This window comes from Mycobacterium triplex, from assembly GCF_000689255.1.
GTDB lineage: Bacteria > Actinomycetota > Actinomycetes > Mycobacteriales > Mycobacteriaceae > Mycobacterium > Mycobacterium triplex.
On the sequence record NZ_HG964446.1, the window covers coordinates 1,572,514 to 1,599,198 of the forward strand.

Genomic DNA, 26,685 nt, shown 5'->3' on the forward strand with positions numbered 1-26,685 from the left:
GACCGCCGTCAAACATACGCGATGCGAACCCAGGTAGAGTGCTCGCATGGCCTCAGCGGTTCAATCGGCTCGCAGCGGTGGTCGGGACGCTCGCCTGGCTCAGCAGATCCTGACGATCTTCGGCCTCTACGCGCGCGCCGAGGGCAACTGGCTGTCCGTTGCGTCGGTGGTCGATCTCATGGCTGACCTCGGGGACGAAGGGCCGGCCGTACGTTCGGCGATCTCACGTCTCAAGCGCCGTGGGGTTCTCATCAGCGAGCGCCATGCAGACACCGCAGGCTATGCAGTGTCCGCATCGACGCTGGAGGTGCTCGCCGAGGGCGATGTGCGGATCTTCGAACGCCGCAGAGCAACCGTCGAAGACGGCTGGGTGGTGGTGGTGTTCTCCGTACCCGAATCCGAACGCGACAAGCGGCATGCCCTTCGATCGAGCCTCACCCGCCTCGGATTCGGCACCGTGGCGCCCGGCGTGTGGCTGGCGCCGGGAAACCTTGCCGACGAGACGCGCCACGCCCTGCAACGTCGGGAGTTGTTCGCGTACGTCGACATTTTCTGCGGTCAGTATTTCGCGTTCAGCGATCTTCGATCCAAAGTCGAACTTTGGTGGAACCTGGACGAACTCACCGAGTTGTATGCGCAGTTCCTGCACCGCTACCGCGCGGCCCTGTATCGGTCGTCGGCCGAGGGGTTCACCGCGGAGGAAGCGTTTGGCACCTACGTGCAGATGCTGACCCAATGGCGTGCGCTGCCGTACCGCGACCCGGGCTTACCGCTCTCGTTGTTGCCACCGGCATGGAACGGCGAGGCGGCCGGCGAGTTGTTCGGCGAGTTGAACAACACACTGCGCCCGTTGGCGCAGCAGCACGCGCTGGCCGTCATCCACGGCAAGCGCACCAGAGCCGTTGCGCCACAACCTCGCCGACGTACGTCGTCCGGCTGAGTCGAACGCTCCTCAGCGGAACGCCGCGATGCCGGTGAGCGCACGCCCGATGCTGAGGGCGTGCATCTCCTCGGTGCCCTCGTAGGTCGCGACCGTCTCGAGGTTGTTCATGTGCCGCATCACCGAGTGATCGAGGGTGATGCCGGCGGCACCGAGCATTGCGCGCGCGGTGCGAGCGACCTCGAGGGCCGAGCGGACGTTGGCCAGCTTGCCGTGGCTGATCTGTTCGGGCGTGATGCAGTGCGTGTCCTTGAGCCGCCCGAGCTGTACGGCGGTGAGAGCGGCGCCGGCCACCGCGATCGACATGTCGGCGAGTTTGCGTTGGGTCAGTTGAAACGCGGCCAGCGGTCTGCCGAATTGTGTTCGCAGCAGGCTGTATTCGAGGGCTTCACAAAAGCACGCCCGAGCGGCTCCGACCGCACCCCACAGGATGCCGTACCGCGCCTCGTTCAGGCAGGACAGCGGGCCCTTCAGTCCCCGGACGTCCGGAAAGGCCGCCGCCGACGGCAGCCGCACATCGTCGAGGGCGAGCTCGGCCGTGACGGACGCGCGCAGGGACAGCTTGCGGCCGATCTCGTTCGCGGTGAAGCCGGGCGTATCGGTCGGGACGACGAAACCACGTATACCCGTGTCGGTTTGCGCCCATACGATCGCGACGTCGGCGATCGTGCCGTTGGTGATCCACATCTTCGAGCCGTTGAGTATCCAGTCGGCACCGTCCCGCCTGGCGTGGGTGCGCATCGAACCGGGGTCGCTGCCCGCGTCTGCTTCGGTCAGGCCGAAGCAGCCGATCGCGTCGCCGGTCGCCATTTGCGGGAGCCACTCCCGGCGATGCTGTTCGGTGCCCCAGCGGTGGATCGCGAACATCGCGAGCGAACCTTGCACCGAAACCAGGCTGCGCAGGCCGGAATCGACGGCTTCGAGTTCCCGGCATGCGACGCCGTAGGCGGTGGCCGTGGTGCCGGCGCAGCCGTAGCCTTCGAGATGCATACCGAGCAGTCCGAGTTTTCCCAGGCCCCGGGCGATCTCGACCGGGATCGTGCCCGACTCGTACCAGTCGCCGACGTGCGGCGCGAGTTCGGCCCGCGCGTACTCGCGCACGGTCCGGCCGATGACACGCTCCTCGTCCGAGAGCAGGTCGTCGCTCTGCAGGAAGTCGACAGGATCCATCACTGTCCCTTCCAGGCGGGTGGGCGCTGGGCGTTGAATGCCGCGTGGAACTCGGCGTGGTCGTCGGTGGTCATCAGCAGTGCCTGGGTCATCGCATCGAGTTCCATCGACGCCGACAGCGACATTTCCAGCTCGCGCGTCAGCAGCGACTTGGTCTGCGACAGAGCCAGACTCGGCCCGCCGGCGATCCGGTGGGCAAGGGCGGTTACCGACTCGTCGAGCCGGTCGTCGTCGACGAGTTGTGAGGCCAGGCCGTAGCGGTCGGCGGTCGCGGCGTCGATCGTGTCGCCCAGCATCAGAAGCTGGGTGGCGCGGCCGAGACCGACGACGCGGGGCAGCAGGTAGGCCGCGCCCATGTCGCCCCCGGACAGCCCAACCTTGGTGAACAGGAAGGCGAAACGCCCCGAGCGGCCCACGACCCGGAAATCGGCTGCCAGCGCGATCACCGCGCCCGCCCCGGCCGCGATGCCCTGAATCTTGACGATGATCGGCAGTGGGCACTCCCGCATGGCGCGGATGACATCGCCGGTCATTTTCGTGAACTGCATCAGCTCGCGGGCCTTCATCGTGATCAGCTCGCCGATGATCTCGTTGACATCGCCGCCCCCGCAGAACGCCCGTCCGGCCCCCTGGATCACCAGGACCTTGACGTCGCGATGGTGGGGCAGTTCCGCCAACAGGTCGCGCAGGTCGGCATAGGACTCGAAGGTGAGCGGGTTCAACTTTTCGGGACGGCTGAGCGTCACGGTGGCGACGGGACCCTCGATGGCGAAGTCGAAGTTCTTCCAGGTCGTGGTCAGCGGGACGGATGCTCTGAACCGGGTCACTGTGTCGTCCTCTCTCTGAACAGCTCACGGGAGATGATGGAGCGCTGCACTTCTGACGCGCCTTCGTAGATGCGGGGAGCGCGGACGTCGCGATAGAGGTGCTCGAGCAGATGGCCGCGCCGTAGGGCGCAGGCGCCGTGCAGTTGGACGCATTGGTCGACGACGATCTGGGCGGCCTCGGTGGCGAATAGCTTGGCCATCGCTGCGCGCCGGGTGATTTCGCTGCGGGCGGCACCGGCGTCATACGTGCGGGCGGCGGTGTACACCAGCAGCCGCGCGGCCTCGAGCTGGGTGGCCAGGTCGGCGAGCCTGTGCGCGATCGACTGCTGAGTCGCCAGCGGCGCGCCGTACGCGTGTCGTTTGGCGACATGGTCGAGCGTGGCGTCGAGGGCCGCCTGCGCCATCCCCACCGCGAAGGCACCGACGCTGGGGCGGAACAGGTCGAGGGTGCGCATCGCCACCTTGAACCCGGCGTCGACCTCGCCGAGCACGTCGGCGGGCCCGACCCGGACATCGTCGAAGCGAAGCCGGCCGATCGGGTGGGCTGCCAGCAGGTCGAGGTGCTCGCCGGACAGGCCGTCGGCGTCTCCGGCGACGGCGAACGCGGTGACGCCGCGGGCGCCGGCATCCGGTGTGGTGCGGGCGAAGACGGTGTAGACGTCGGCCTCCGGTGCGTTGGAGATCCACAGCTTTTCCCCGCGCAATCGCCACCCATCGCCGTCGCGCGCCGCGGCCAGCGACAGGGCGGCCGCGTCGGAACCGGCCTCGGGCTCGGTCAGCGCGAACGCCGCGACGGTCGTACCGCGCACCACCCCCGGGATCCACCGTTCGACGGTCTCGCGCCGACCGGACTGCAGGATCGGGTAGGAACCGAGACCTTGCAGCGCCAGCGCGGTCTCCGCCTCGGTCGACACACCGGCGATGGTCTCGCGCAGCAGGCAAAGCCGCATGGCCGCGGCGTCGGTGGGAGGCTCGTCGGGCGATCCGCCGAACAAGTCGCGCAGCAGCCCGTGGTTGCCCATCGCCTCCAGCAGTGCGCGGTTCACCCGGCCGTCGCCGCCGTGGTCGACCAGCGGCAGCAACTCGGTTTGCGCCAAGTCACGTACCCGCCGTGCGTACGCGCTCTCGTGGGCGCCGAGCACGGTCACCGACTCTCCTGCTGGGCCGGGCGCCACCGCTCGTGCCGGGTGCCGGTCACGCCCTCGCGGATCAGTTGCAGGCGCGGCTTGGGGCCGTCGGTGCGGCCGGTCTGTGGTTTGCGCCGACCGGCTTTCCAGGCCTTCGGCCATTGGGCACCGGGGCCGGTGTAGTCCTGTTCGGCGGCGGCGTGCAGCGTCCAGTTCGCGTCGTAAAGATGAACCCGGCCCAGTGCGCACAGATCGGCGCGCCCCGCCAGCACAATGGAATTCACGTCGTCATGGGACGAGATCACCCCGACCGCGATCGTGGGTATGTCAACGTTGTTGCGGATCTTGTCCGCGAAGGGCGTCTGATAGGAGCGGCCGAAGGCGGGTGTCTCGGCCGGAGTCACCTGGCCCGAGGACACGTCGATGGCGGCGGCGCCGGCATCCTTGAAGGCTTGGGCGATGAAAACCGCGTCGTCGCCGGTGATTCCGCCGTCGACCCAGTCGGTCGCGGAAATGCGCACGGTCATCGGCTTGTGCGCCGGCCATACCTCGCGTACCGCCCGGAACACGTCTAGGGGGTAGCGCAGCCGACCGGCCAGGTCGCCGCCGTACTGGTCGGTGCGGCGGTTGGTGACCGGGGAAATGAACGACGAGAGCAGATAGCCGTGTGCGCAGTGCAACTCGAGCAGATCAAAGCCCGCCTCGTCGGATCGTTTTGCCGCGTCGACGAACTCCTGCTGGATCTGGGCGAGGTCGGCTTCGGTGAGCTCGCGGGGCACCTGGTTCACGCCGGGCTGGTACGGGAGCGGCGACGGGGCGACGATCTCCCAGTTACCCTCGTCGAGTGGCTCGTCGATACCGTCCCACATAAGCTTCGTGGAGCCTTTGCGGCCGGAATGACCAAGTTGGACACCGATTTTCGCGGGTGTGTCCGCGTGTACGAAGTCGGTGATCTGACGCCAGGCCCACGCCTGTTCGTCGGTCCACATGCCGGCACAGCCGGGGGTGATCCGGCCCCGTTCGCTCACGCAGACCATCTCGGTCATCACCAGGCCGGCGCCGCCAAGTGCTTTGCCGCCGAGGTGGACCAGGTGGAAGTTGTTCGGCATGCCGGACTCGGCGCGGTACATGTCCATCGGGGACACCACCACCCGGTTGGCCAGCTCCAACTCGCCGAGTTTGAACGGCTGAAACATGGGCGGGGTGTCGGGCTGGTGGGAGCGGTGCTGCGCGGCGAACCAATCATTGACGCGTGCAACGAATTCGGGATCACGCAACTGGAGGTTCTCGTAGGTGACGCGGCGGCTGCGGGTCATGATGTTGAACGCGAACTGTTGGGGATGCTGGTCGACGTACTGGCCCAGATTCTCGAACCACTCGAGGCTCGCCCGGGCAGCGCGCTGGGTGGACAGCACGACCGCCTTGCGTTCGGTTTCGTACTCGTTGAGCGCGACGGCAACGGCATCGTTTTCGTGCAGGCACGCGGCCAGGGACAGCGCATCCTCCATCGCGAGTTTGGTGCCCGAGCCGATGGAGAAGTGTGCGGTGTGCGCGGCGTCGCCGAGGAGGACGACGTTGTCGTGGCGCCAGTGCTCGTTGTGTACGGTCGCGAAGTTCATCCACTTGGAGTTGTTCGCCATCACCTCGTGGCCGTCGAGAACGTCGGCGAACAGTTCCTTGACCACATCGATGGATTTCTCGTCGGACTCGCCCGGCGCGAAATCGCGTGCCGCGAAGCTGTCGAATCCGGCTGCGCGCCATACGTCTTCCTTCATCTCGATGATGAAGGTGCTGCCCGTCGCATCGAATGGGTAGCCGTGCGCCTGCATCACGCCATGCGGCGTTTCGCGAATGTAGAACTTGAACGCGTCGAATACCTTGCTGGTGCCCAGCCACATGTACTTGCATGCACCGTGGGAAAGTCGCGGCTCGAACGACGAGACGTAGGTCGACCGCACCGTTGAGTTGACGCCGTCGGATGCCACGACCAAATCGTGCGTAGCGGCAAGGATTTTCACGTTCGGGGCTTCGGCGCGGAAATGTACGCTCACGCCGAGGCCGGCACAACGTTCCTGGAGAATCTGCAGGAGCCGCTTGCGGCTCATCGCCGCGAAACCGTGACCCCCGCTGGTAATCGTCTCGCCCCGGAAATGCACGTCGATGTCGTCCCATCGGGCGAATTCCCGCTCCATGCGCCGGTAGATTGCGATGTCGGCGTGCTCGATCCCGCCGAGGGTCTCGTCGGAGAAAACGACCCCGAAGCCGAAGGTGTCATCGGCGGCGTTTCGTTCCCATACCGTGATCTCGTTGTCCGGGCCCAGTTGCTTGGCCAAAGCCGAGAAGTACAGGCCACCCGGACCGCCACCGACGACCGCAATGCGCACGCTGGCCTCCTCAGGGGTTTCTGGCGATGCCTGCATCGTATGCTGATACCATGACGAACGTCAAATAGATAGGATATCTGTCATCGGGATGGTTGCGCGCCCGGGCCCGGCTGCAGCTCTTGAAGCCGGTTCCGCTGCAGCTTGCCGCTGGCGGTCTTGGGCAGCGCTTCGATGAAGACCACGCGGCGGGGGTATTTGTAGGGAGCGATTTGTCGCTTGACGAACTCCTGCAGTTGTGTCGCAACAACTTCGGTGCCGTCGACTCCCTCGCGCAGCACGACGAAAGCAGTGACGAGCTGGCCCCGGCTTTCGTCCGGGAGACCGACGACACCGCATTCGCTGACGTCCGGGTGCGCGAGCAATGCGTTTTCGACTTCGGGGCTCGCGATGTTGTAGCCCGAGGAGACGATCATGTCGTCGCTGCGCGCCTGATACCAGAAGTAGCCATCGGCATCCTGGATGAAGGTGTCGCCGGTGATGTTCCAGCCGTGTTGCACGTACTCGCGTTGCCTGGGGTCGCGCAAGTAGCGACAGCCGGTGGGGCCTTTGACCGCGAGGCGTCCCGGAGTTCCGGGAGGGAGCGGGCGCCCATGCTCGTCGAGAACCGTTGCGACATAGCCGGGTACGGCACGGCCGGTGGAACCTGGTCTCGGTTCGTCGTCGGTGGAAGCTATGAAGATATGTAGCATCTCCGTCGCCCCGATGCCGTCGATGAGGCGGATGCCGGTCGCGTCGAAGACCGACTGCCACGTAGCTGCGGGGAGGTGCTCGCCGGCCGAGACCGCGCGCCGCAGCGTCGAAAGCCGGTTGGCCTTGCCCGAGGCCAGTATCGAGCGGTAGGCCGTGGGTGCGGTGAAGCATACCGATGCCCGGTGCTCCGCGACGAGGTCGGCGAGTTGGTCGGGAGTTGCCCTCTCTAGCAGCAGGGTTGAGGCGCCGACGCGAAGAGGGAACACCACCAGGCTGCCGAGACCAAAGGTGAACGCAAGTGGTGGGGTTCCCGTGAAGACGTCCGATGCTGTCGGCTTGAGGACGTGTGCCGAGAACGTGTCGGCTATCGCCAGGATGTCGCGGTGGAAATGCATCGTGGCTTTGGGGCGACCCGTCGTACCCGATGTGAAGGCGAGGAGGGCAACGTCTTCCGCGGAGGTGTCAACGGAGGTGAACTCGGCGGGCTTGTCGGCGATCGCCACGTCGAGACCGGCGCCACCGCCGTAGTCCACGACTCGGAGTCCCCGAATGCCCGCGGAGTTGAGCGCCTCGGTGAATCGGGCGTCGCACAACGCGAAGTCGGCCGCCGCGATGTCGGCGATGATGGCCAGCTCCTTTTCGCGGAGCATCGGCATCGTGGTGACTGCGACCGCTCCGGCCTTGATGACGCCGAACCAGCACGCGACCAGCCACGGATTGTTGGGGCCGCGGAGTAGGACGCGATTTCCAGGGACAATCCCGTGATCTTCGGTGAGTACCGCCGCGATCTGGTTGGAGACCCGACGCAGGTCGCCGTATGTCCACGGGGCGCGGCCGGGTGCCAACAGGCATGGCCGGTCGGCGCCGAAGCGGTCGGCGACGTTGTCGAGTAGCTCGACCGCGCAGTTGAGGCGCTCGGGGTATTCCAGGCCGGCAACATCCAAAAGCAGCTCGGGCCAGTCGCTTTCGGCTGGAAGATTGTCTCGGCAAAATGTGTCGTGGTGGGCAGAGGGTGCCGGCATCGCGTCCTTCCTGGAAGAGACCCCTCGAGTGCAGTGTGCCCGCACGAGTATGCGGTGTCAATGACGGTAGTCAAGAAATAGATATACTGAGGCCCCGGCGACCGGGCCTGTAGAACAGTCAAGTGGGCAGTACCGCGTATCCCTGCACTTCGACAAGCGCCTCGGCATCCCACAGGCGCGCGATGCCGATGCCTGCCATGGCCGGGTATTGATTGCCGACGAGCCGCTTCCACACAGCACCGATCGCGCGGGAATTGGCTTGGTATTCGGCCATATCGACGATGTAGATCGTCAGGCTCGCGAGATCGGAGGGCTTGCCCCCCGCGGCCGCGAGCGCGGTGAGCAGGTTGGCGAGAGCCTGCTCGAATTGCGCGACCACATTTTCGCCGCGGATGCGGCCGGATGCATCCAATGCCGTCTGGCCGGCCAGGAACACGATCGACCCGGTGCCCACCACGGCGTGCGAAAACCCTTTGGGTGCGCCCAACTCGGGCGGGTTGACGAACGTGAGATTTGCCTGAGACTTCACGACTGGACTCCTCCGCCGTCGATGGTGATGCCCTGCCCATTGAGGGCGGAGTTCGTGACGCACAGCCAAACTGCTTCGGCCACCTCGTCGACCGTCACCAGTCGCCCGTTGGGCTGTTTGGCCTCCAGCGCCGCCCGTGCTTGCTCGGTGGTGCGGTTGGTTGCCGTGGCGATGTTGGCGATGGTGCGCTCGGTCATCGACGAGTCGACGTAGCCCGGGCAGACCGCGTTGATCGTGATCCCCTTTGCCGCAACCTCGGCCGCGGCGGAACGGACCACGCCCAGCACGCCGTGCTTGCTGGCGGTATAGGCGCTGACATACGGTTCGCCCTTTTTGGCGGCGACCGATGCCACCACCACAATTCGGCCGTGGCCCTGGTTCAGCATCGTGGGGATGGCGCGTCTGATGCATCGAAACGGCGCGGTGAGGTTCAGCTCGAGCATCTGGGCCCACTGCTCGTCGGTGGTCCTGGAAACCGGAGCCGAGGTTGCCGCGCCCGCATTGGCGACGAGGACCTCGATGCCGCCCCACGTTTCCTCGACGGTGTCGAAGAGGCGGTCGATGGCTTCGCTGGAGGTGATGTCTTCCGGCAGTACGAGGCTCTTGCCGGCACAGGCTCGGGCGGTCTCGTGTAACTGGTCTGCGTTGCGCGAGGTGAGCGCAACGCGGTAGCCCTGCGAGCTCAGTCGTACCGCCACCGCACGGCCGATGCCGCGACCGGCACCGGTGACCAGGGCCACTGGACTCGAGTTGAGCACCCTTCGACCGTGCCATGAATTGGTTACGGTCGTCAAGATAGCAATATACGCAACGGAGTTGTCGGGGTGCCTGCCGAGCAGGCGTCGCCGCGAGTTGGCTTGCCGTCAGCGCAACGACGTGGCGATGTGGACTTCGGAGGTCAGGGTCTGGTGAACGGGGCAGCGTTCGGAGATGTGCAGTAGCTTTTGCCGTTGCGTGTCATCGAGATCGCCGGTCAACTCGATCTCGCGATCGATGTGATCGACCCACCCGATTTTGGTTTCGCACTCGGCACAGTCTTGAGCGTGAATCCGCGAGTGCCGCAACGTGACTCGAACATTCTCCAGCGGCCAGCCTTTGCGATTGGCGTACATCCGCACCGTCATCGAGGTACACGAACCCAGCGCGGCCAGCAGCAGATCGTAGGGTGTCGGCCCGGCGTCATCGCTGATCGGCCGTGGTTCGTCGGCGACGAGTTGGTGGTGTCCGGCGGTGATCTGCTGCGTATACGTTCCGGTGCCTGTCTCCGCGACGGTCACCGTGCCCTCGGCCTGGCCAGTCTCGTGTGTGGTCATACAGCCCACGCTATCGGCGCCGGCGGCCGAGCGATAACGTCGAGGGCACCAACGATGGAGGTGCGCATGGCCGGGCAGGTCCCACTCGTCGACTATTTGGTCCTTGACGGCGACCGTCCGCATCTGGTCGCGCAGGAATGCGTCAACTGCGGCGCCAAATACTTCGATCGGCGCAACGCGTGTGCCAATTGCTTTGCCACCGAATTCGCAACCGTCCCGGTCGCGACCGAGGGCACGGTGCGCGCGTTCACCATCGTCGCATTCGCGGCACCCGGGATTCCGACCCCGTTCGTGGCCGCCGTGGTGGACTGCGGCGGGACCCAGGTGCGCGCGAATCTCATCAACGTCGAGCCCGATCCCGAGCACGTTTTCGACGGCATGAAAGTACGCCTGGCCACCCACCCGATCGGCACCGATTCCGAAGGCACCGAGGCGGTCGGGTTCGGTTTCGAGCCCGCCTCGTAAAGGAGCGATGATGAGCGCAAGCGATGAGGTCTGGATTCTCGGCATCCACATGACCAAGTTCGGCAAGCACCCGGAACTCGACACGGTCGATCTGGCCGCCGAGGCGGCCATGGGCGCGCTTGCGGATGCGGGCGTCACGATGGCGGACATCGGGGTGATCGCCGCGGGCAACCTGATGAACGCGAGCGCGGGCATCGGCCAACAGCTTCAGAAGCAGATCGGCCAGACCGGCATCCCCGTCTACAACGTCGCCAACGCCTGCGCGACCGGCGCCACCGCACTGCGCACCGCCATCATGGCCGTCAAGGCCGGGGAGGTGGACTATGGCCTGGCCGTCGGTGTCGAGAAGCTCGCGGGTGCCGGTCTGCTGGCGGGTGGGTCCGTGAAAAAGGACGCCGACACCTGGACACCCGCGGGCCGCTACGGAGCGGTGGCCGCGATCGACGGCAGGATCGGCACCGAGACGATGCCGGGCGTCTTCGCCCAGATCGGCGTCGAGTACGGCCACAAGTACGGCGGCACCAGCTTCGAGTTGTTCGCAAAGATCAGCGAGAAGAACCACGCCCACTCCACCCTGAATCCGCTTGCGTCGTACCAGAAGCGGTTCACGCTGGAGCAGATCATGAACGACGTCATGATCGCGTACCCGAACACCCGCCCGATGTGTTCGGCGAACTGCGACGGCGCCGCGGCCGCCGTCGTGTGCAGCGGCGAGACGCTCAAGTCGTTGTCGCTCGAGCAGCGACGGCGCGCCGTGAAGGTGTCGGCGTCGGTGCTGACGACCGACCCGTACGAAGAAGGCTGTCAGGTGTTGCCGAACGTCAACACGCTCACCCGAAAGGCCGCGACGATCGCGTATGAGCAGGCGGGCATCGGCCCGGCCGACCTCGATCTCGTCGAATTGCACGACTGCTTCGCCACGGCCGAATTGGTGCACTACGACAATTTGATGCTGTGCGAAGAGGGTGGCGCCGCCGACTTCTTCAACTCGGGTGCGACATGGCGGGACGGCTCGACGCCGGTGAACGTGTCAGGGGGGCTGGAGTCCAAGGGCCATCCGATCGCGGCCACCGGGATCGCCAATGTCTGGGAGATCTGCCACCACCTGCGCGGTGAGGCGAAGGAGCGCCAGATCGCGGACGCGAAGGTGGGTCTGGCGCACGTCATCGGACTCGGTTCGGCCTGCGGCGTGCACGTCCTGGAGAGGTCGACGGCGTAGTTCTCAGTCCGCCAGGCCGGCGGCGGAGGCGAATGCTGTGAGTTCCCGCTCGATGTCGGATCCGGCTGGCTGGTAGACGATCTCGGTGACGCCCTGCGCGGCGAGTCCGGCGATCTTGTCCGGCAGTTGAGCGGCCGGGCCGGTCAGCGCCATCGAGGCGGCAAACGGGATCAGGTCGGCGATGTGCGGCGCGTCGCTGGGATTGGCCTTGACCAGATGTCCGGTATGGATCGCGAGATGCCGCTCATCCTTCGGGTGCGCTTCGATCGCCTCGCGCCACCCCCGCCCGCCCGGCAAGGCGTCGACCGCGTCGGCGCCGCCGCGTTCGTACATGGCGTGATACAGCACCGCCGCGGCGGGCCCGGCGGCATCGATTGCGCGCGGCGAGGCCAGGTCCTCGCCTTCGTCGAGCACCGTGCCGAAGCACAGCAGTGCCCGCCACGCTTTGGCGGCATCGGGCTGCGGGACGGCGGCGGAGAAGACGCCGTCGCCGAGTTCGGCCGCGACGGCCAGCCCCTTCGGGCCGTCCGCGCCGATCAGGATCGGCACCTCGATCGGCCGCTGCGCCCCGAAGCCGGGCAGCTGCAACATGCCGATCCTGGCCCCGTCCCAGACCGCGGTGTCCCCGGCGAGAAGAGCCTTCAGGCATCGGACGTACTCGGCGACCTGCCGCCACGGCATTGGCCTCTGGCCCAACGACATTCGGCCGGTGAAGCCCGAGCCGACCGCCACCGCGACCCGGCCCGGCGCCTGGCTGACCAACTCGGCGATCGCGGCCGCGTTGACCATTGGATGGCGCAGGCTGGGAACGAGCACACCCGGCCCGAGGCCGATGCGCGACGTGCGCTCCGCACACCGGGTCAGAATCATCCACACATCCGGGTAGAGCGCCGGGGAATCGTAGAGCCAGGCACGCGCGTAGCCGAGTGTCTCGGCGAGTTCCACGTGGGCCGGGGTGTTCGACGACGTTGCGAACGCACACGAGAAGTCCATGTTCGAACTCTACTGAGGAAGGCTTGGTCGCCCGCGCGGAATAGTATCATTCAATACAGTATTATATGATACGAATAGAAAAGTAGCGGACGAAGGTGGCGATCATGGACGTATACGAGGCGGTCACCAGCCGACGGGCAGTGCGCGGATTCACCGACCAGCCGGTGCCGACCGAGGCGCTGGAACGTGTGATGTCGGCCGCGGCGTGGTCGCCGTCCGGATCCAACATCCAGCCGTGGAACGTCTACGTCGTGACCGGGGCGCCCCTGGCCGAGCTCAAGAAGCGCGCGGTCGAGCGGGTAGCGGCCGGCGACCCCTGGGACGAGCGGGAGTACGAGATGTACCCGGAGGCACTGAAATCCCCGTATCGCGAGCGCCGTTCGGCCTTCGGCAAGGAGCGCTACAGCGCGCTCGGAATTGCGCGCGACGACTGGGAGGGGCGCCAGCGCGCGGCGATCGCCAACTGGGATTGCTTCGGCGCTCCCGCGGCCCTGTTCTGCTACATCGATCACGACATGGGACCGGCCCAATTTGCCGACCTGGGCATGTATTTGCAGACGGTCATGCTGCTGCTGCGGGCCGAGGGCCTGGACAGCTGCCCGCAGATGGCGTGGTCGCAAGTTCGCGAGACGGTCGCCGAGACGCTGCGCCCGCCGGACGGACTGATGCTCTTCTGTGGCATGTCGATCGGCTATGAAGACCCCGCGGTCAGCTACATCCGAACCGGCAGGGCGCCGCTCGACGAAACGGTCACATCTGTCGGCGACGAGTCCCCGGTGCGGGCATCGTGACCGCGCGTGCCACCGACCGCCCCGGCGATCCCTCGCCCTTTGCGCTCGGTTTGTTGCTGCGCCGGGCGCACTGGCGCGCGGCGGCGGTGATGTCGGAGGCGCTACGGCCGCTCGGCATCGAGTTGCGACACTTCGCCGTTCTGCTCGTGCTCGTCAACCGCGGCCCCACCGAGCAGCGGGATTTGGTCGAGGCGACGGGCTCGGACAAGGCGGGAATCATGCGCGTCGTCGACGACCTGGAGCGCGACGGTCTGGCCGTGCGCAAGCCCGTTCCGGGGGACCGGCGGGTGCGCGCCGTGGAGATCACGCAAAAGGGGATCGAGCTGTTCGACGCGGCGCATGTCGCCGCGGAGCCGCTGGCCGAACAGCTGGTGTCGGTCATGCGGCCGGGAGAAGCGCAACAATTGTCCGATCTGCTCACCCGATTCACCTCTGCCGGCGAGCAGCGGTAGACAGGGTGCTCCTCGAGACTGAAGCCACGGCGGACGTTCTCGGCGTGTCGTCGCGATGGCTTAAGTGTCGCGATCGCTTCGACGCACGAACGGCTAGGCCGAGCGGCGGATGCCGCGGTTGCGGCCGATGTCGCCCTTCAGCAGCATGTCGCGCTCGGACTCGGACAGGCCGCCCCAAACCCCGTACGGCTCACCGACATCGAGTGCGTGGGAGCGGCACTGCTGGATCACCGGGCACTGCCGGCACATCTCCTTGGCGCGCTGCTCACGCTGCATGCGGGCGCGGCCACGCTCGCCATCGGGGTGAAAGAACATCGAGGAGTCAACGCCGCGGCACAGTCCTTGCAACTGCCAGCTCCAAATGTCCGCGTTGGGCCCAGGTAGCTGCTCCGGCTGTGGCATGGCTAGTTCCCTCTCTGCACGGCACGCCCAAGTGAGGTTTGGTTCGCAAAGTGAGTGTGCAACTGATTTAAGGGTGGCGTCACCGATGACTACCCGTCATTGCTAGAACTTAGGTGGGGCGGTGAATTTACGTCAATAGGCGTTTAGTGCGACAAAGTATGTAGAGGTTGGAGCAGAATTAACTTTGCGTTCATCCGCCGCGCATTTTGCGTGGGAGAACGGTGCTACCAGGGACTTGACCAAACCGAGATTTCCCAGCTCAGAGCCCAATGGCCGGATAGGGCCATTTATTACAGAGATGATCGTGATTAACATTTCAGTAACACCATCAGCACGAACTGTTTACTACTATCACCGTGATTGAAACTCGTCACACTTCGCCGATTGTGCCGACGCTGGCCGCGGCCGCCTTCGGCGACCAGCCGGCCCGCTGGCCGCTGCCGACGGCGACCTCCCCGAGCGAACTCTGGTTGCGGGCAGTGGCGGCCGGCGGACAGGGCCGATACGGCAGTGCCTACCGAGACCTCGCGGCGTTACGCCGCGACGTGGCGTCCGGCCCGCTGGTCTCGCTGGCCCACAGCACACAGGGATCCTTTCTGCGCCAACTCGGTTGGCACGCACGGGCCCGGGGCTGGGACGGTCGCGCCCTCGCGCTCGCCGGCGCCGATCCCGAAGCCCGCGCCGATGCGCTGATCGGCTTGGCGGCCGACGCATTGGGCGTCGGCCGTTTCGCCGCCGCGGCGACCTTGCTGGCGCGCGCGGACCCCGAGCTGGCCGCGGGTGTGCCGGACCGGCTGCCGGTGCGCCGGCAATGGGTGGCCGCCGAGTTGGCGATGGCGCGCGGCGACGGCGCGGCCGCGGTCCGTCATGCCGCCGAAGCCGTCGAGCTCGCCCGGGCCATGGAACCGGCCTCGCAGCGGCACCAAGTCAAGAGTGACGTGGTGCTCGCCGCCGCGCTGTGCAGTGCCGGCGCGATCGACCGCGCCCGCACCGTCGCCGAGGCGGCGCTGGACGCCACCGGCCGGCTGGGGCTGATACCGCTTCGATGGGCATCGGCCTGCTTGCTGTTTGATATCGGCAGCGTCACGATTTCGGCGCCCAAAATGGCCGAAATTCGGGATGTCTGCGCAGGCCAGGTGCGGCGCGCCGGTGGAACCTGGCCTTCCGGGTGAAACGGCTTTCGGCCGTTATTGTCATTCCGAGAGTTAGCCCGCGATGCGTCCGGTTTGTAACGTTGGAGATACCGCCGTCGATGACAATTCAAGCGGAACGTCTCGACGCTGTGGTTGCCGAAGCCGTAGCGGGAGATGGAAACGCCCTACGGGAGGTGCTGGAGACCATCCGTCCGATTGTGGTGCGATATTGCCGGGCGCGAGTCGGCACGGTCGAGCGGGGTGGCCTGACAGCCGACGATGTGGCTCAGGAGGTGTGCTTGGCGACTCTGACAGCCCTGCCGCGCTACCGGGATCGAGGACGCCCCTTTCTGGCCTTCCTGTACGGCATTGCGGCGCACAAGGTGGCCGACGCCCATCGCGCCGCCGGCCGCGACCTCGCCTACCCCTCCGAATCCGTTCCCGAGCGCTGGTCATCCGAGGCCGGTCCCGAGCAGCGGGCCCTCGAAGCCGATTCGGTCAGCCGCATGAACGAATTGCTCGACATCCTTCCCGCCAAGCAGCGCGAGATCCTCATTCTTCGCGTCGTCGTCGGCCTGTCTGCCGAAGAGACCGCCGCCGCCGTCGGCGCGACGCCAGGAGCCGTTCGGGTAGCTCAGCACCGAGCTTTGACGCGGCTCAAATCCGAGATGGTTGCGGCGGGGGACTATGCCTAAATCTGGGCCTGAATCTGGTTTCACAGACCGACCGGGACTCGACGAGTTGAGCCGGTCCGATCTGCTGCTCGACGCGCTCGCCGAACGTCAGCGCATCGACGTCGACGATCCCAACGACGACGCGCTGGCCACCCTGCTGGGGGATTGGCGCGACGACTTGCGGTGGCCACCGGCCAGCGCGCTGGTTTCGCCGGAGGAGGCCGTCGGGGCGCTGCGTGCCGGCATGCTGGAGCAGCGGCGGGGCCGGCGCGGCCTGGCGACGATCGGCTCGGTGGCGGCGACGTTGATCGCCCTCAGCGGTTTCGGGGCCATGGTCGTGGAGGCCCGCCCCGGTGGAACGCTGTACGGGCTGCACTCGATGTTCTTCGACGAGCCGCGGGTCAACCAGAACCAGATCATGTTGTCCGCCAAGGCCGATCTGGCGAAGGTGCAGCAACTGATCGACAAGGGGCAGTGGACCCAGGCCGAGAATCAGCTGGCGGAAGTCAGCAGCACCGTGCAATCGATGAATGACAGTGCCGGCCGCAAAGAGCTACTGGACGAAATCGAGCTGCTGAACGCGAAAGTCGATTCGCGGGATCCGAATGCGACGCTCTCGCCGGCGCCCCTTCCGGTTCCGCAGTCGCCGAGCGCAATCCCGCCTGCGCCCAGCGCGGTGCCGCGCAATACGCACTAGCGAACGGGCGGTTCGGTCGCCTCAGTGGCGGCGGTGAAATCCGTCGGCGTCTGATGTCGCTTCGTTGAGCGAGGCGTCGGCGTATCCCCGGCAGTAATCCCAGGTGACGTAGGCGTCCGGCTCCGGGTCGTAAGCCGGCTCGTGCGGGCGGACGGTGCCGTCGATCAGCAGTTGCAGCAGGTTGGCCCGCAGCATGTCCCAGTCGTGATAGTGGTCCTGCTGGCACTCGTCGCAACACACCACAAGACCGCGAATTCCCTTGTGCGCCAACAGTGCTTCGTATACGGCCAGATCGGCCAGATCCGCCTCTACCGCCATCCGCTCTTGTTGATCCAGCGGCTGTCCGGGCTCGACGGCGTCCAGCGCCGCGGACGGGTCACATGGGTCGTCCGCGAAAGGGTCGGGTGGCAAACCCGGAGGGAGGTGGTCACGCACGCCCCTAGCCTACGCAGCCAGGCCGTGGTAACGCCAGCAGGCCGACCCGCGCCGATTGGGCGGGCGGCGCGCCAACAGATTCAACTCCCCGACGTCCGGGACCGATAGGATGGGTTTCTCGCTCCGCGCGCGCATGGAGGGTTTCACCGATGTCCCGTGGCACGTCCCACCTCGAAGACAGCTCCGACCTGGTCGCCAGCCCTTACCTGCGCGTCGGCGGCCTGGCCGACGAGGGCGTGCCGACCGGGGGAGACAACCCGCACAAGGTCGCGATGCTGGGCCTGACGTACGACGATGTTTTGCTGCTGCCCGCCGCTTCCGATGTGGTTCCCGCCACCGCCGACACCTCCAGCCAGCTAACCAAGAAGATCCGGTTGCGGGTGCCGCTGGTCAGCTCGGCGATGGACACCGTCACCGAGTCCCGGATGGCCATCGCGATGGCCCGCGCCGGCGGCATGGGCGTGCTGCACCGCAACTTGCCCGTCGCCGAGCAGGCCGGCCAGGTCGAGATGGTGAAGCGGTCGGAGGCCGGCATGGTCACCGACCCGGTCACCTGTCGGCCGGACAACACGCTGGCCCAGGTCGACGCGCTATGCGCCCGCTTCCGGATCTCCGGCCTGCCCGTCGTCGACGACTCCGGCGCGCTGGTCGGCATCATCACCAACCGCGACATGCGGTTCGAGGTCGACCAGACGCGGCCGGTCTCCGAGGTGATGACCAAGGCCCCGCTGATCACCGCCCGCGAGGGCGTCACCGCCGACGCGGCGCTGGGGCTGTTGCGCCGCAACAAGATCGAGAAGCTGCCCGTCGTCGACGGTCACGGCCGGTTGACCGGGCTGATCACCGTCAAGGACTTCGTCAAGACCGAGCAGCACCCGCTGGCCACCAAGGACAGCGACGGCCGGCTGTTGGTGGGCGCCGCCGTCGGTGTCGGCGGCGACGCCTGGGTCCGCGCGATGATGCTGGTCGACGCCGGGGTTGACGTGCTGATCGTCGACACCGCGCACGCCCACAACCGGCTGGTGCTGGACATGGTCGGCAAACTCAAGGCCGAGGTCGGCGACCGCGTCGAGATCATCGGCGGTAACGTCGCGACCCGTTCGGCCGCGCTGGCGCTGGTCGAGGCCGGAGCCGACGCGGTCAAGGTCGGCGTGGGGCCGGGCTCGATCTGCACCACCCGGGTGGTGGCCGGGGTCGGCGCCCCTCAAATCACGGCGATCCTGGAAGCCGTCGCGGCCTGCGGACCGCACGGTGTGCCGGTCATCGCCGACGGCGGACTGCAGTATTCCGGCGACATCGCCAAGGCGCTGGCCGCCGGTGCGTCGACGGCCATGCTGGGCTCGCTGCTGGCCGGCACCGCGGAGGCGCCCGGCGAGCTGATCTTCGTCAACGGCAAGCAGTTCAAGAGCTACCGCGGGATGGGATCGCTGGGCGCGATGGCGGGCCGCAGTGGCGCTGGGGCTAGTGGCAGGTCCTACTCCAAGGACCGCTACTTCGCCGACGACGCGCTCTCCGAGGACAAGCTGGTGCCCGAGGGGATCGAGGGCCGGGTGCCGTTCCGCGGCCCGCTGTCGTCGGTGATCCACCAGCTGACCGGCGGGCTGCGCGCCGCGATGGGCTACACCGGCTCGCCGACCATCGAGGTGCTGCAACAAGCGCAGTTCGTCCGGATCACGTCGGCCGGGCTCAAGGAAAGCCACCCCCACGACGTCACGATGACCGTCGAAGCACCGAACTACTACGCCCGGTGAGCAGCGAACTGAACATGGTCGAGATCGGGATGGGCCGCGTCGCGCGTCGCACCTACGAGCTCAGCGAAGTCAGCATCGTTCCGTCCCGGCGCACCCGCTCGTCGCAGGACGTGTCGACGACCTGGCAGCTGGACGCCTACCGGTTCGAGATCCCCGTCGTGGCCCACCCGACCGACGCGCTGGTGTCGCCGGAGTTCGCGATCGAGCTGGGCCGGCTTGGCGGGCTGGGCGTGCTCAACGGCGAGGGCCTGATCGGCCGGCACGCCGACGTGCAGGCCAAGATCGCCCAGCTGGTCGAGGCCGCCGAAAAGGAACCCGAACCGTCGGCGTCGATCCGGCTGCTGCAGGAGTTGCACGCGGTGCCGCTGAACCCGGACCTGCTGGGCGCCGCGGTGGCCCGCATCCGCGAGGCCGGCGTGACCACGGCGGTGCGGGTCAGCCCGCAGAACGCGCAGTCGCTGACCCCGGTGTTGTTGCAGGCCGGGATCGACTTGCTGGTCATCCAGGGCACCATCGTCTCGGCCGAGCGCGTGGCCTCCAACGGCGAACCGCTCAACCTGAAGAGTTTCATCTCCGAGCTCGACGTGCCGGTGGTGGTGGGCGGGGTGCTCGACCACCGCACCGCGCTGCACCTGATGCGCACCGGCGCCGCCGGCGTCATCGTCGGCTACGGCTCCACCCGGGGCGTGACCACCAGCGACGAGGTGCTGGGCATCAGCGTGCCGATGGCCACCGCGATCGCCGACGCCGCGGCCGCGCGCCGCGAGTACCTCGACGAGACCGGCGGCCGCTACGTGCATGTGCTGGCCGACGGCGACATCCACACCTCCGGTGAGCTGGCCAAGGCCATCGCCTGCGGTGCCGACGCGGTGGTGCTGGGCACCCCGCTGGCCGAAAGCGACGAGGCGCTCGGCGGCGGGTGGTTCTGGCCGGCCGCGGCGGCGCACCCGTCGTTGCCGCGCGGGGCGCTGCTGCAGATCGCGGTCGGCGAGCGCCCGCCGCTCGAGCAGGTGCTCAACGGGCCGTCCGACGACCCGTTCGGCAGCCTCAACCTGGTCGGTGGCCTGCGCCGATCGATGGCCAAGGCCGGCTACTGCGACCTCAAGGAATTCCAGAAGGTCGGCCTCACCGTCGGCATCTAGGGCCGGCCATTCTTCGAACGTGAAACTAGTTTCACGTTCGGCGCCGAACGTGAAACCAACGTCACGCTCGACCGTGGGCCGGGGGTAAGGGCGCGCTGGCTTATTACTCGCCGGTAAGTTCATACTGGTGGGGATGAAGCCAGATTACGACGTCCTGATCATCGGTTCGGGGTTCGGCGGCAGTGTCAGCGCGCTGCGGTTGACCGAAAAGGGTTACCGCGTAGGCGTTTTGGAGGCCGGCCGGCGCTACGCCGACGACGAGTTCGCCAAGACGTCGTGGAACCTGCGCAAATTTCTGTGGGCGCCCAGGTTGGGCTGCTACGGCATTCAGCGGATCCACCCGCTGAAAAACGTGATGATCCTGGCCGGCGCCGGGGTGGGCGGCGGGTCGTTGAACTACGCCAACACGCTGTACGTGCCGCCGGATCCGTTCTTCAACGACCAGCAGTGGCGCCACATCACCGACTGGCGCAGCGAGCTGATGCCGCACTACGAGCAGGCGCAGCGGATGCTGGGTGTGGTCACCAACCCGACGTTCACCGACGCCGACCGCATCGTCAAGGAAGTCGCCGACGAGATGGGCTGTGGCGACACCTTCGTGCCCACCCCGGTGGGGGTGTTCTTCGGGCCGGACGGAACCAAGACGCCGGGAAAGACGGTGCCCGACCCGTTCTTCGGCGGCGTTGGCCCCGACCGCACCGGCTGCCTGGAATGCGGCTGCTGCATGACGGGCTGTCGCTACGGCGCCAAGAACACCTTGCTCAAGAACTACCTCGGCCTCGCGGAATCAGCTGGGGCACAAGTCATTCCGATGACGACGGTAAAGAGCTTCGAGCAGCGCTCCGACGGGCTGTGGGAGGTCGGCACGGTTCGCACCGGCAGCTGGGTGCGCCGGGGCCGGCGCACCTACACCGCGACCCACCTGATCCTGGCCGCCGGCACCTGGGGGACGCAGCACCTGCTGTTCAAGATGCGCGACAAGGGCCGATTGCCGCGTCTCTCAACACGTTTGGGTGTGTTGACTCGGACCAACTCGGAGTCGATCGTCGGCGCCGGACGGTTGGAGGTCAGCCCGGATCTGGACCTGACGCACGGTGTGGCGATCACGTCGTCGATTCACCCGACGCCGGACACGCACATCGAACCCGTCCGTTACGGCAAGGGCTCCAACGCCATGGGGCTGCTGCAGACGTTGATGACCGATGGCCCAGGGGCCGAAGGCCCCGATGAAACCTATGTGCCGCGCTGGCGGCAGCTGCTCGACACCGCCGGCGAGGATCCGGGCAAGATGCTGCGACTGCTCAATCCCAGCCGTTGGAGCGAACGCACGGTGATCGCGCTGGTCATGCAGCACCTGGACAACTCGATCACCACGTTCACCAAGCGCGGAAAGCTGGGCATCCGTTGGTATTCCAGCAAGCAGGGGCACGGCGAGCCGAACCCGTCGTGGATCCCGGTGGGCAACGAGGTCACCCGCCGCATCGCGGACAAGATCGACGGCGTAGCCGGCGGCACCTGGGGTGAGCTGTTCAACATTCCGCTGACCGCGCACTTCCTCGGCGGCGCGGTGATCGGCGACAGCCCCGAGCACGGAGTCATCGATCCCTACCATCGCGTCTACGGCTATCCGTCGCTGCTGGTGGTGGACGGCGCCGCGATCTCGGCCAATCTGGGCGTCAACCCGTCGCTGTCGATCACCGCGCAGGCCGAGCGGGCCGCCTCGCTATGGCCGAACAAGGGCGAGCGCGATCTGCGGCCGCGCCAAGGCGATAGCTACCGCCGGCTGGACCCGATCCCGCCGAAGTACCCGGTGGTGCCGGCCGACGCGCCCGGCGCGCTGCGCTGGCTGCCGATCGACCCGGTCGGCTCGGTCGGTTAGCTCGCGATCGCCTGGAGCGGCGCGCCCGTGACCACCCGGCTGCGCTCGCCGTGCACGTTGACCGGCACGTCGCCCATCAGCGTGACCCGGTGCATCAGCCGCGGCTGGTCGTCGTAGTCGTCGATCGCCCGGTGCTGGGTGGCCCGGTTGTCCCAGATGGCGACGTCACCGGCCTCCCAGTGCCAGCGAATAGTGTTCTCGGGCTTAGTGATTCGACATTGCAACAGTTCGAGCAGTGCGCTTGACTCGTGGCTGCACAGGCCGACGAAGCTGCGCACGAAGTTACCCGCTAGCAGGGAGCGCTCACCGGTTTCCGGATGCACCCGCACCACGGGGTGCTTGGTCTGGAAGTCCTGCTTCTCGAACGCCTGCCGGAACGCCCGCTGCGCGTCGGTCATCGACAGGACGGCTTCGGCGGTCACGTAGTCGTAGCGGTTGCTGTGCAGTGCCCACAGGTTTTCGGCGAGACACTTCAGCGGCTCGGGCAGATCCTCGTAGGCCGCGACGGTCGAGGCCCACAGCGTCGAGCCGCCGTAGCGGGGCAGGGTGATCGCCCGCAGAATCGAGGCCGCCGGGTAGTTCGCGACGAACGTGACGTCGGTGTGCCAGCGGTTGGCCTTGCCGTATTCGGAGTTGATCGGCGTGATGATCGGTGCGCCTTTGGCTGCGAGCGCACCGGCGGCCGGGTGGCCGACGGGTGTGCCCAGCAGGCGAGCGAACGCCAGCTGCTGCTGGTCATCGAGGTGGTGCTGGCCGCGGAAGAAGATGACCTTGTGAGTCAGCAACGCCCGGCGGATCTCCTCGACGGCAACCGGGTCGAGGTCGCCGCCGAGGTGCACCCCGTCGACCCGAGCGCCGATCCGGCTGCCCAGCTTGGTGACGGTTATCTGGTCTTTCATGGCCCTCTTCCTTGCTTGAACGTCGGGTGTAGTCAGTTGACTAACCGCGAGTGTAGTCGAGTGTCTACAGTTTGGGCAAGGGGTCGATTGCGCGGCTTCGACCCGCGACAAAGCCGCAGCTCAAGCGAAAATTTGAGGAAGTTGACCGATGTCAGGACGCGGTCGTGGAGCCCAGCGCGGAGGCCACCTCGTGCTGCTCCATCGCCGCCACCTCGAGGTAGACCTCGGCCACCTGGGCCAGTCGATCGCTGCCCGGTTCGCGGGCGGCAAGCAGCGCGGCCAGCGTCGACACACTGCGCGCGGCGAAGATGTCGGCCACCATCACGGTGGGGGTGTCCAGCCAGGCGCGGACACGGGCGACCAGCTGGGTGGCCAGCACCGAATCTCCACCGAGGCCGAAGAAATCGTCGTCGGCGCTCACCGTCCCGACGCGCAGCAGGCCGGCGGTGATGTCGGCCAGCGCCCGTTCCAGCGGTGTCGACGGCGCCCGTCGGTCCGTCCCGGTCTCGGCGGCGCGCTGCTGGCCGGCGCGCGAGAGCAGCTCGCCCGCCGCCTTCCGGTCGATCTTGCCGCCGACCGTGTACGGGATCTCGGCGACCAGCACGATCAGGTCGGGAACCATGTGGGGCGGAACGAATCCCGACACCGCGGCCGTCAGATGTGCCGGCGTCAACGCGGGGTCGGTGACCCGGACCAGCGCGGCCAACTGCTCGCGCTTGGTGTCGCCGGCGACGGGGATCACCGCGGCCACGGCGCCGTCCACCGATTCCAGCCTGTTCAGTGCTCCCTCGACCTCGCCGAGCTCGACGCGGTAGCCGCTGATCTTGACCCGGTGGTCGGCGCGGCCGACGAACTCCAGCGTGCCGTCGGGCAGATACCGAGCCAAATCGCCTGTGCGGTACCAGTTTTTGCCGTCGTGCTCGATGAACTTGCCTTCGGTCAGGTCCGGCCGGCCGCGATAGCCGCGGGCGATGCCGCGCCCGCCGACCCAGAATTCGCCGGGAACCCAGTCCGGGCAATCGGACCCGTCGGCCGCCACCACGCGGCAGCTGTTGTTCGGCAGCGGGTGGCCGAACGGCACCGCGGCCCAGTGCGGTGGCAGCTCGCCGGGTTCGCAGATCGTGTTGTGAATGGCCGTCTCGGTGGCTCCGCCCAGCCCGGCGACGCGGACCCGCGGGGCCTGGGCACGCAGCGCGCGCACCATCTCGGTGCGCACCCAGTCGCCGCCGGTGGGCACCACGCGCACCGACGAGATCCGGCCCGAGTTCACCGCGACCAGCATCTCGAGCCAGCCGGGCAGCCAGTGCAGCACGGTGACCCGGTGCCGCTCGATCAGCCGCGCCCACGCGTCGGGATCGCGCCGCTGCTCCTCGTCCACCACCACGATCGAGCCGCCCGCGCGCAGCATCCCGAAGATGTCCAGCACCGAGATGTCGCATTCCAGGGTGGACAGCGCCAGGCATCGATCGTCGGTGCCGATGTCGAAGTGGGCGTTGATGAATTCGACGGTGTTCATCGCGGCGTCGTGGCTGACCTCGACGCCCTTGGGCTCACCGGTGGAGCCCGAGGTGAAGAGCACGTAGGCGACATCGGCCGGATCGGTGGCGGCCGGCTCGGTGTCGGCGGCGGCGGGCAGGCCCTGCGCGACGGCTTCCGCCACGGTCAGCGCGGGAACCGGCAGGTCGTCGAGCCCTCGGGGCCCGCACACCAGCGCCGACGCCACGCCCGCGCCGCCCAGGATGCGTGCGGCGCGGTCGGCCGGCTGGTCGACGCCGATCGGCAGGTACACACCGCCGGCGGCGTGGATGCCCAGCAGCGCCGGGATCTGCTCGGCGGTCTTGGGGCCCAGCACCGCGACCGCGTCACCGCGTCCAATCCCGCGGTCCCGCAACGTCGCACACACGGCAAGGGCTTGCTCGCGCAGCTGCGCATAGGTGAGATCGCCGAGGCTGCTGTACACCGCGGGCGCATCGGGGTGCGCGGCCGCGGATCGAAAGAAGCCGTCGTGCAACGCATCTGAGCTCGGCGCGGTGGTGACGCCGTTGAGCCTGGCGCGCAGGGCGCGCTGTTCGGGCGGAAGTGCCGGTGGGTCGGGTGCCTCCCAGGCGTCGTCGTCGTTGGCCAGCCGGATCAGCTCGGCGACGTGGTAGGCGAACATCGCGTCGGCGACGCCCGGCCGGAACGCCTCGGCGCGGACGTCCCAGTTGACCAGCAGGCCGCCGTCGAACGGGGTGGCCTGGGAGTCCAGCAACACCTGCGGCCCCTGCGAGATGTGCCAGACGCACTTGCCGAACTGCTCGGTGACCTCGCCGTCGAACAGGTCGCCGAGCCCCAGCCCGCTGGTGAACACGAAGGGCGCCAGCGTCGGCATGCCGCGATGCCGGGTCAGGTCGCGCAGGATCGACAACCCCGAGTAGCTGGAGTGCGCCGCGCTGGCGTGCAGCGACTCCTGCAGGACGCGGGCCCGGGCCGCCGCGGTCGGGGCGTCGGTCAGGTCGACGTCGAGCATCAGCGACGTGGTGAAGTCGCCGACGAGTTTGTCGACGTCGGCGTGAAACGGCTCGCGGCCGAACATCGGCAGGTTCAGCAGGAACCGGGAGTTCGTGGACCAGCGCGCCAGCGTCCCGGCGTAGGACGCGGCGATCGCCATCGCGGGGGTGACGCCGCGCTTGTGGGCCGCGGCGAACAGCGCCTCGCGGATGTCGGCGTCGAAGTAGTGCCAGAGCCGGATGTTGCGGCGCGGATTGGCCTGCTCGGAGGCCGGCACCAGCGGGAGCGACGGCGGTTCGGGCAGGTCCGGCACCCGCTCGGCCCACCACTGCCGGTCCTCGTCGGACACCGAGGTGGCGGCCGTCAGCGCGGCCCGGTACTGCCGGTAGGTGTAGCTCAGCTCGGGCAGGTCGCCGCCGCGGTAGAAGACCGCGAGGTCGGCCATGAAGTTGCGGTAGCTGACGGCGTCGGCGGCCGACATGTCCATGTCGACGTGCAGGCGGGTGCGCCCGTCGGGCAGCAGCGTCAGCGCGATCTCCAGCACCTCGCCGTAAAGCATCTGATGCGACTTGGCGTCGCGGATCTGATCCAGCCGCTGCTGCGCCGCGGCGGTGTCGAGGTCGCGCAGGTCGACCACCTCGACGCCCACGGTGCGGTCGGTGATCCGCTGGGTGCCGTCGGGCAGGATCTCCACCCGCAGCATCGGATGGCGGCGGGCGAGCGCGGCTGCGGCGACGCGGAGCCGTTCCGGGTCGACGCCGGCGCCGTCGAACTCCACGTAGAGGTGCGGGGCCACGCCGCCGAGGGCCTGCTCTTCGTTGCGGCCCAACCACAATGCGTGCTGGATGGGCGCCAGCGGAAAAGTCTCGCCGTCGTCGTCACCGGGCGCCGCGGCTTCGGGTTCCTCGTTGCCGCCTTCGTCCTGGCGCAGCGCCGAGACCATTCGCGTCCAGGCGGCGACGGTCGGGTTCTCGGCCAGGGACGCGAAACCGATGTCGATGCCCTGCCGGCGCCACCGGCCGGACAGCGACATCATCCGTATCGAGTCGAGCCCGGAGGCGATAAGGTCGGCTTCGGGGTCCAGCGCTTCGGGGGCGATGCCAAGCAATTCGGCGACCTGTTCTCGGACGCTCAGAGAGCTCGTCGCGGCGCGACCCATTGTGTGAAACCTCTCAGCAATTAGTGAAGGCTGTCCTAACTATGCGGAGGCTACCCTATATTTGTTTTCGGACTTAACTTACCCCCGGAAGGGCGCTGACCG

At 67.5% G+C, this 26,685-nt stretch carries 23 protein-coding genes and 1 pseudogene; 11 read left to right on the plus strand and 13 right to left on the minus strand.

Annotated elements, in window-relative coordinates; genetic code table 11:
• The first annotated feature begins 46 nt into the window (after positions 1 to 46).
• A complete protein-coding gene (locus BN973_RS07425) occupies positions 47 to 940 on the plus strand; it encodes a PaaX family transcriptional regulator (RefSeq protein ID WP_051641160.1) in 894 nt (297 codons plus the stop codon).
• A gap of 12 nt (positions 941 to 952) precedes the next feature.
• Here BN973_RS07425 and BN973_RS07430 read toward each other — a convergent pair whose 3' ends face one another.
• The 8 genes from BN973_RS07430 to BN973_RS07465 all read right to left on the minus strand — a co-directional run bounded on the left by BN973_RS07430 (position 953) and on the right by BN973_RS07465 (position 10,002).
• Positions 953 to 2,110 (minus strand): acyl-CoA dehydrogenase family protein, encoded by a 1,158-nt coding sequence (locus BN973_RS07430; protein WP_036466943.1) that lies wholly within the window; start codon positions 2,108 to 2,110, stop codon positions 953 to 955.
• Positions 2,110 to 2,937: an enoyl-CoA hydratase family protein gene (locus BN973_RS07435; protein ID WP_036466947.1), complete on the minus strand. Its 828-nt coding sequence runs from the start codon at positions 2,935 to 2,937 to the stop codon at positions 2,110 to 2,112. The genes BN973_RS07430 and BN973_RS07435 overlap by 1 nt, the downstream gene beginning before the upstream one ends.
• Entirely contained in the window at positions 2,934 to 4,085 is a 1,152-nt protein-coding gene (locus BN973_RS07440; RefSeq protein WP_036472136.1) for an acyl-CoA dehydrogenase family protein, read from the minus strand. Before BN973_RS07440 ends, BN973_RS07435 begins: the two co-directional genes overlap by 4 nt.
• Positions 4,082 to 6,448, minus strand: coding sequence for a bifunctional salicylyl-CoA 5-hydroxylase/oxidoreductase (locus BN973_RS07445; RefSeq protein ID WP_036466949.1), 2,367 nt, complete (start codon positions 6,446 to 6,448; stop codon positions 4,082 to 4,084). The genes BN973_RS07440 and BN973_RS07445 overlap by 4 nt, the downstream gene beginning before the upstream one ends.
• Positions 6,449 to 6,528: 80 nt before the next feature.
• Positions 6,529 to 8,160 carry an AMP-binding protein gene (locus tag BN973_RS07450; protein WP_036466952.1) on the minus strand — a complete coding sequence of 544 codons (1,632 nt, stop codon included), beginning with the start codon at positions 8,158 to 8,160 and terminating at the stop codon, positions 6,529 to 6,531.
• 118 nt (positions 8,161 to 8,278) lie between these two features.
• Positions 8,279 to 8,689, minus strand: coding sequence for a RidA family protein (locus tag BN973_RS07455; protein ID WP_036466955.1), 411 nt, complete (start codon positions 8,687 to 8,689; stop codon positions 8,279 to 8,281).
• On the minus strand, positions 8,686 to 9,483 hold the full coding sequence (locus BN973_RS07460) for an SDR family NAD(P)-dependent oxidoreductase (RefSeq protein WP_198048901.1): 798 nt from the start codon (positions 9,481 to 9,483) through the stop codon (positions 8,686 to 8,688). Before BN973_RS07460 ends, BN973_RS07455 begins: the two co-directional genes overlap by 4 nt.
• Positions 9,484 to 9,552: 69 nt before the next feature.
• Entirely contained in the window at positions 9,553 to 10,002 is a 450-nt protein-coding gene (locus BN973_RS07465; protein ID WP_036466961.1) for an OsmC family protein, read from the minus strand.
• Between the two features lie 66 nt (positions 10,003 to 10,068).
• On the opposite strand from BN973_RS07465, the gene BN973_RS07470 reads away from it, so the two are divergent.
• Positions 10,069 to 10,467 (plus strand): Zn-ribbon domain-containing OB-fold protein, encoded by a 399-nt coding sequence (locus tag BN973_RS07470; protein WP_036472137.1) that lies wholly within the window; start codon positions 10,069 to 10,071, stop codon positions 10,465 to 10,467.
• A 10-nt stretch (positions 10,468 to 10,477) separates the two neighbouring features.
• Complete coding sequence (locus tag BN973_RS07475; protein WP_036472138.1) at positions 10,478 to 11,686, plus strand: thiolase family protein; 1,209 nt, start codon at positions 10,478 to 10,480, stop codon at positions 11,684 to 11,686.
• A gap of 3 nt (positions 11,687 to 11,689) precedes the next feature.
• On the opposite strand, the gene BN973_RS07480 is transcribed toward BN973_RS07475, so the two are convergent.
• Positions 11,690 to 12,679: an LLM class flavin-dependent oxidoreductase gene (locus BN973_RS07480; protein ID WP_036466963.1), complete on the minus strand. Its 990-nt coding sequence runs from the start codon at positions 12,677 to 12,679 to the stop codon at positions 11,690 to 11,692.
• Between the two features lie 104 nt (positions 12,680 to 12,783).
• On the opposite strand from BN973_RS07480, the gene BN973_RS07485 reads away from it, so the two are divergent.
• Together BN973_RS07485 and BN973_RS07490 are read left to right on the plus strand one after the other, a co-directional pair.
• The gene (locus BN973_RS07485; RefSeq protein WP_036472139.1) at positions 12,784 to 13,470 is read left to right on the plus strand and encodes a nitroreductase; all 687 of its coding nucleotides are present in this window, start codon (positions 12,784 to 12,786) and stop codon (positions 13,468 to 13,470) included.
• Positions 13,467 to 13,922, plus strand: a complete 456-nt coding sequence (locus BN973_RS07490) for a MarR family winged helix-turn-helix transcriptional regulator (protein WP_198048902.1) — start codon at positions 13,467 to 13,469, stop codon at positions 13,920 to 13,922. The genes BN973_RS07485 and BN973_RS07490 overlap by 4 nt, the downstream gene beginning before the upstream one ends.
• Before the next feature lie 93 nt (positions 13,923 to 14,015).
• Here BN973_RS07490 and BN973_RS07495 read toward each other — a convergent pair whose 3' ends face one another.
• The gene (locus BN973_RS07495) at positions 14,016 to 14,324 is read right to left on the minus strand and encodes a WhiB family transcriptional regulator (protein ID WP_036466967.1); all 309 of its coding nucleotides are present in this window, start codon (positions 14,322 to 14,324) and stop codon (positions 14,016 to 14,018) included.
• A 356-nt stretch (positions 14,325 to 14,680) separates the two neighbouring features.
• Here BN973_RS07495 and BN973_RS07500 point away from each other — a divergent pair, with 356 nt between their 5' ends.
• From BN973_RS07500 to BN973_RS07510, 3 genes and pseudogenes are all read left to right on the plus strand, one after another.
• Complete coding sequence (locus BN973_RS07500; protein WP_036466969.1) at positions 14,681 to 15,496, plus strand: hypothetical protein; 816 nt, start codon at positions 14,681 to 14,683, stop codon at positions 15,494 to 15,496.
• Positions 15,497 to 15,576: 80 nt separating this feature from the next.
• The gene (locus BN973_RS07505; RefSeq protein ID WP_036466970.1) at positions 15,577 to 16,152 is read left to right on the plus strand and encodes a sigma-70 family RNA polymerase sigma factor; all 576 of its coding nucleotides are present in this window, start codon (positions 15,577 to 15,579) and stop codon (positions 16,150 to 16,152) included.
• A pseudogene (locus BN973_RS07510) lies at positions 16,145 to 16,813 on the plus strand (anti-sigma-D factor RsdA); the annotation flags it as partial. The gene BN973_RS07505 and the pseudogene BN973_RS07510, both read left to right, overlap by 8 nt.
• A gap of 36 nt (positions 16,814 to 16,849) precedes the next feature.
• Here the strand turns inward: BN973_RS07510 and BN973_RS07515 are convergent.
• Positions 16,850 to 17,263, minus strand: coding sequence for a DUF5319 domain-containing protein (locus tag BN973_RS07515; RefSeq protein WP_003879523.1), 414 nt, complete (start codon positions 17,261 to 17,263; stop codon positions 16,850 to 16,852).
• 149 nt (positions 17,264 to 17,412) lie between these two features.
• On the opposite strand from BN973_RS07515, the gene guaB reads away from it, so the two are divergent.
• The 3 genes from guaB to BN973_RS07530 all read left to right on the plus strand — a co-directional run bounded on the left by guaB (position 17,413) and on the right by BN973_RS07530 (position 22,035).
• Positions 17,413 to 19,014 (plus strand): IMP dehydrogenase, encoded by a 1,602-nt coding sequence (gene guaB, locus BN973_RS07520; RefSeq protein ID WP_036466974.1) that lies wholly within the window; start codon positions 17,413 to 17,415, stop codon positions 19,012 to 19,014.
• A gap of 14 nt (positions 19,015 to 19,028) precedes the next feature.
• The gene (locus tag BN973_RS07525; protein WP_036472141.1) at positions 19,029 to 20,156 is read left to right on the plus strand and encodes a GuaB3 family IMP dehydrogenase-related protein; all 1,128 of its coding nucleotides are present in this window, start codon (positions 19,029 to 19,031) and stop codon (positions 20,154 to 20,156) included.
• A gap of 133 nt (positions 20,157 to 20,289) precedes the next feature.
• Positions 20,290 to 22,035 (plus strand): GMC oxidoreductase, encoded by a 1,746-nt coding sequence (locus BN973_RS07530; RefSeq protein WP_036466977.1) that lies wholly within the window; start codon positions 20,290 to 20,292, stop codon positions 22,033 to 22,035.
• Here BN973_RS07530 and BN973_RS07535 read toward each other — a convergent pair.
• Together BN973_RS07535 and BN973_RS07540 are read right to left on the minus strand one after the other, a co-directional pair.
• Entirely contained in the window at positions 22,032 to 22,934 is a 903-nt protein-coding gene (locus tag BN973_RS07535) for a TauD/TfdA dioxygenase family protein (protein ID WP_036466979.1), read from the minus strand. The two genes, BN973_RS07530 and BN973_RS07535, sit on opposite strands and share 4 nt — an antisense overlap.
• A 151-nt stretch (positions 22,935 to 23,085) precedes the next feature.
• The gene (locus BN973_RS07540) at positions 23,086 to 26,583 is read right to left on the minus strand and encodes a non-ribosomal peptide synthetase (protein ID WP_036466981.1); all 3,498 of its coding nucleotides are present in this window, start codon (positions 26,581 to 26,583) and stop codon (positions 23,086 to 23,088) included.
• Between the last annotated feature and the right edge of the window lie 102 nt (positions 26,584 to 26,685).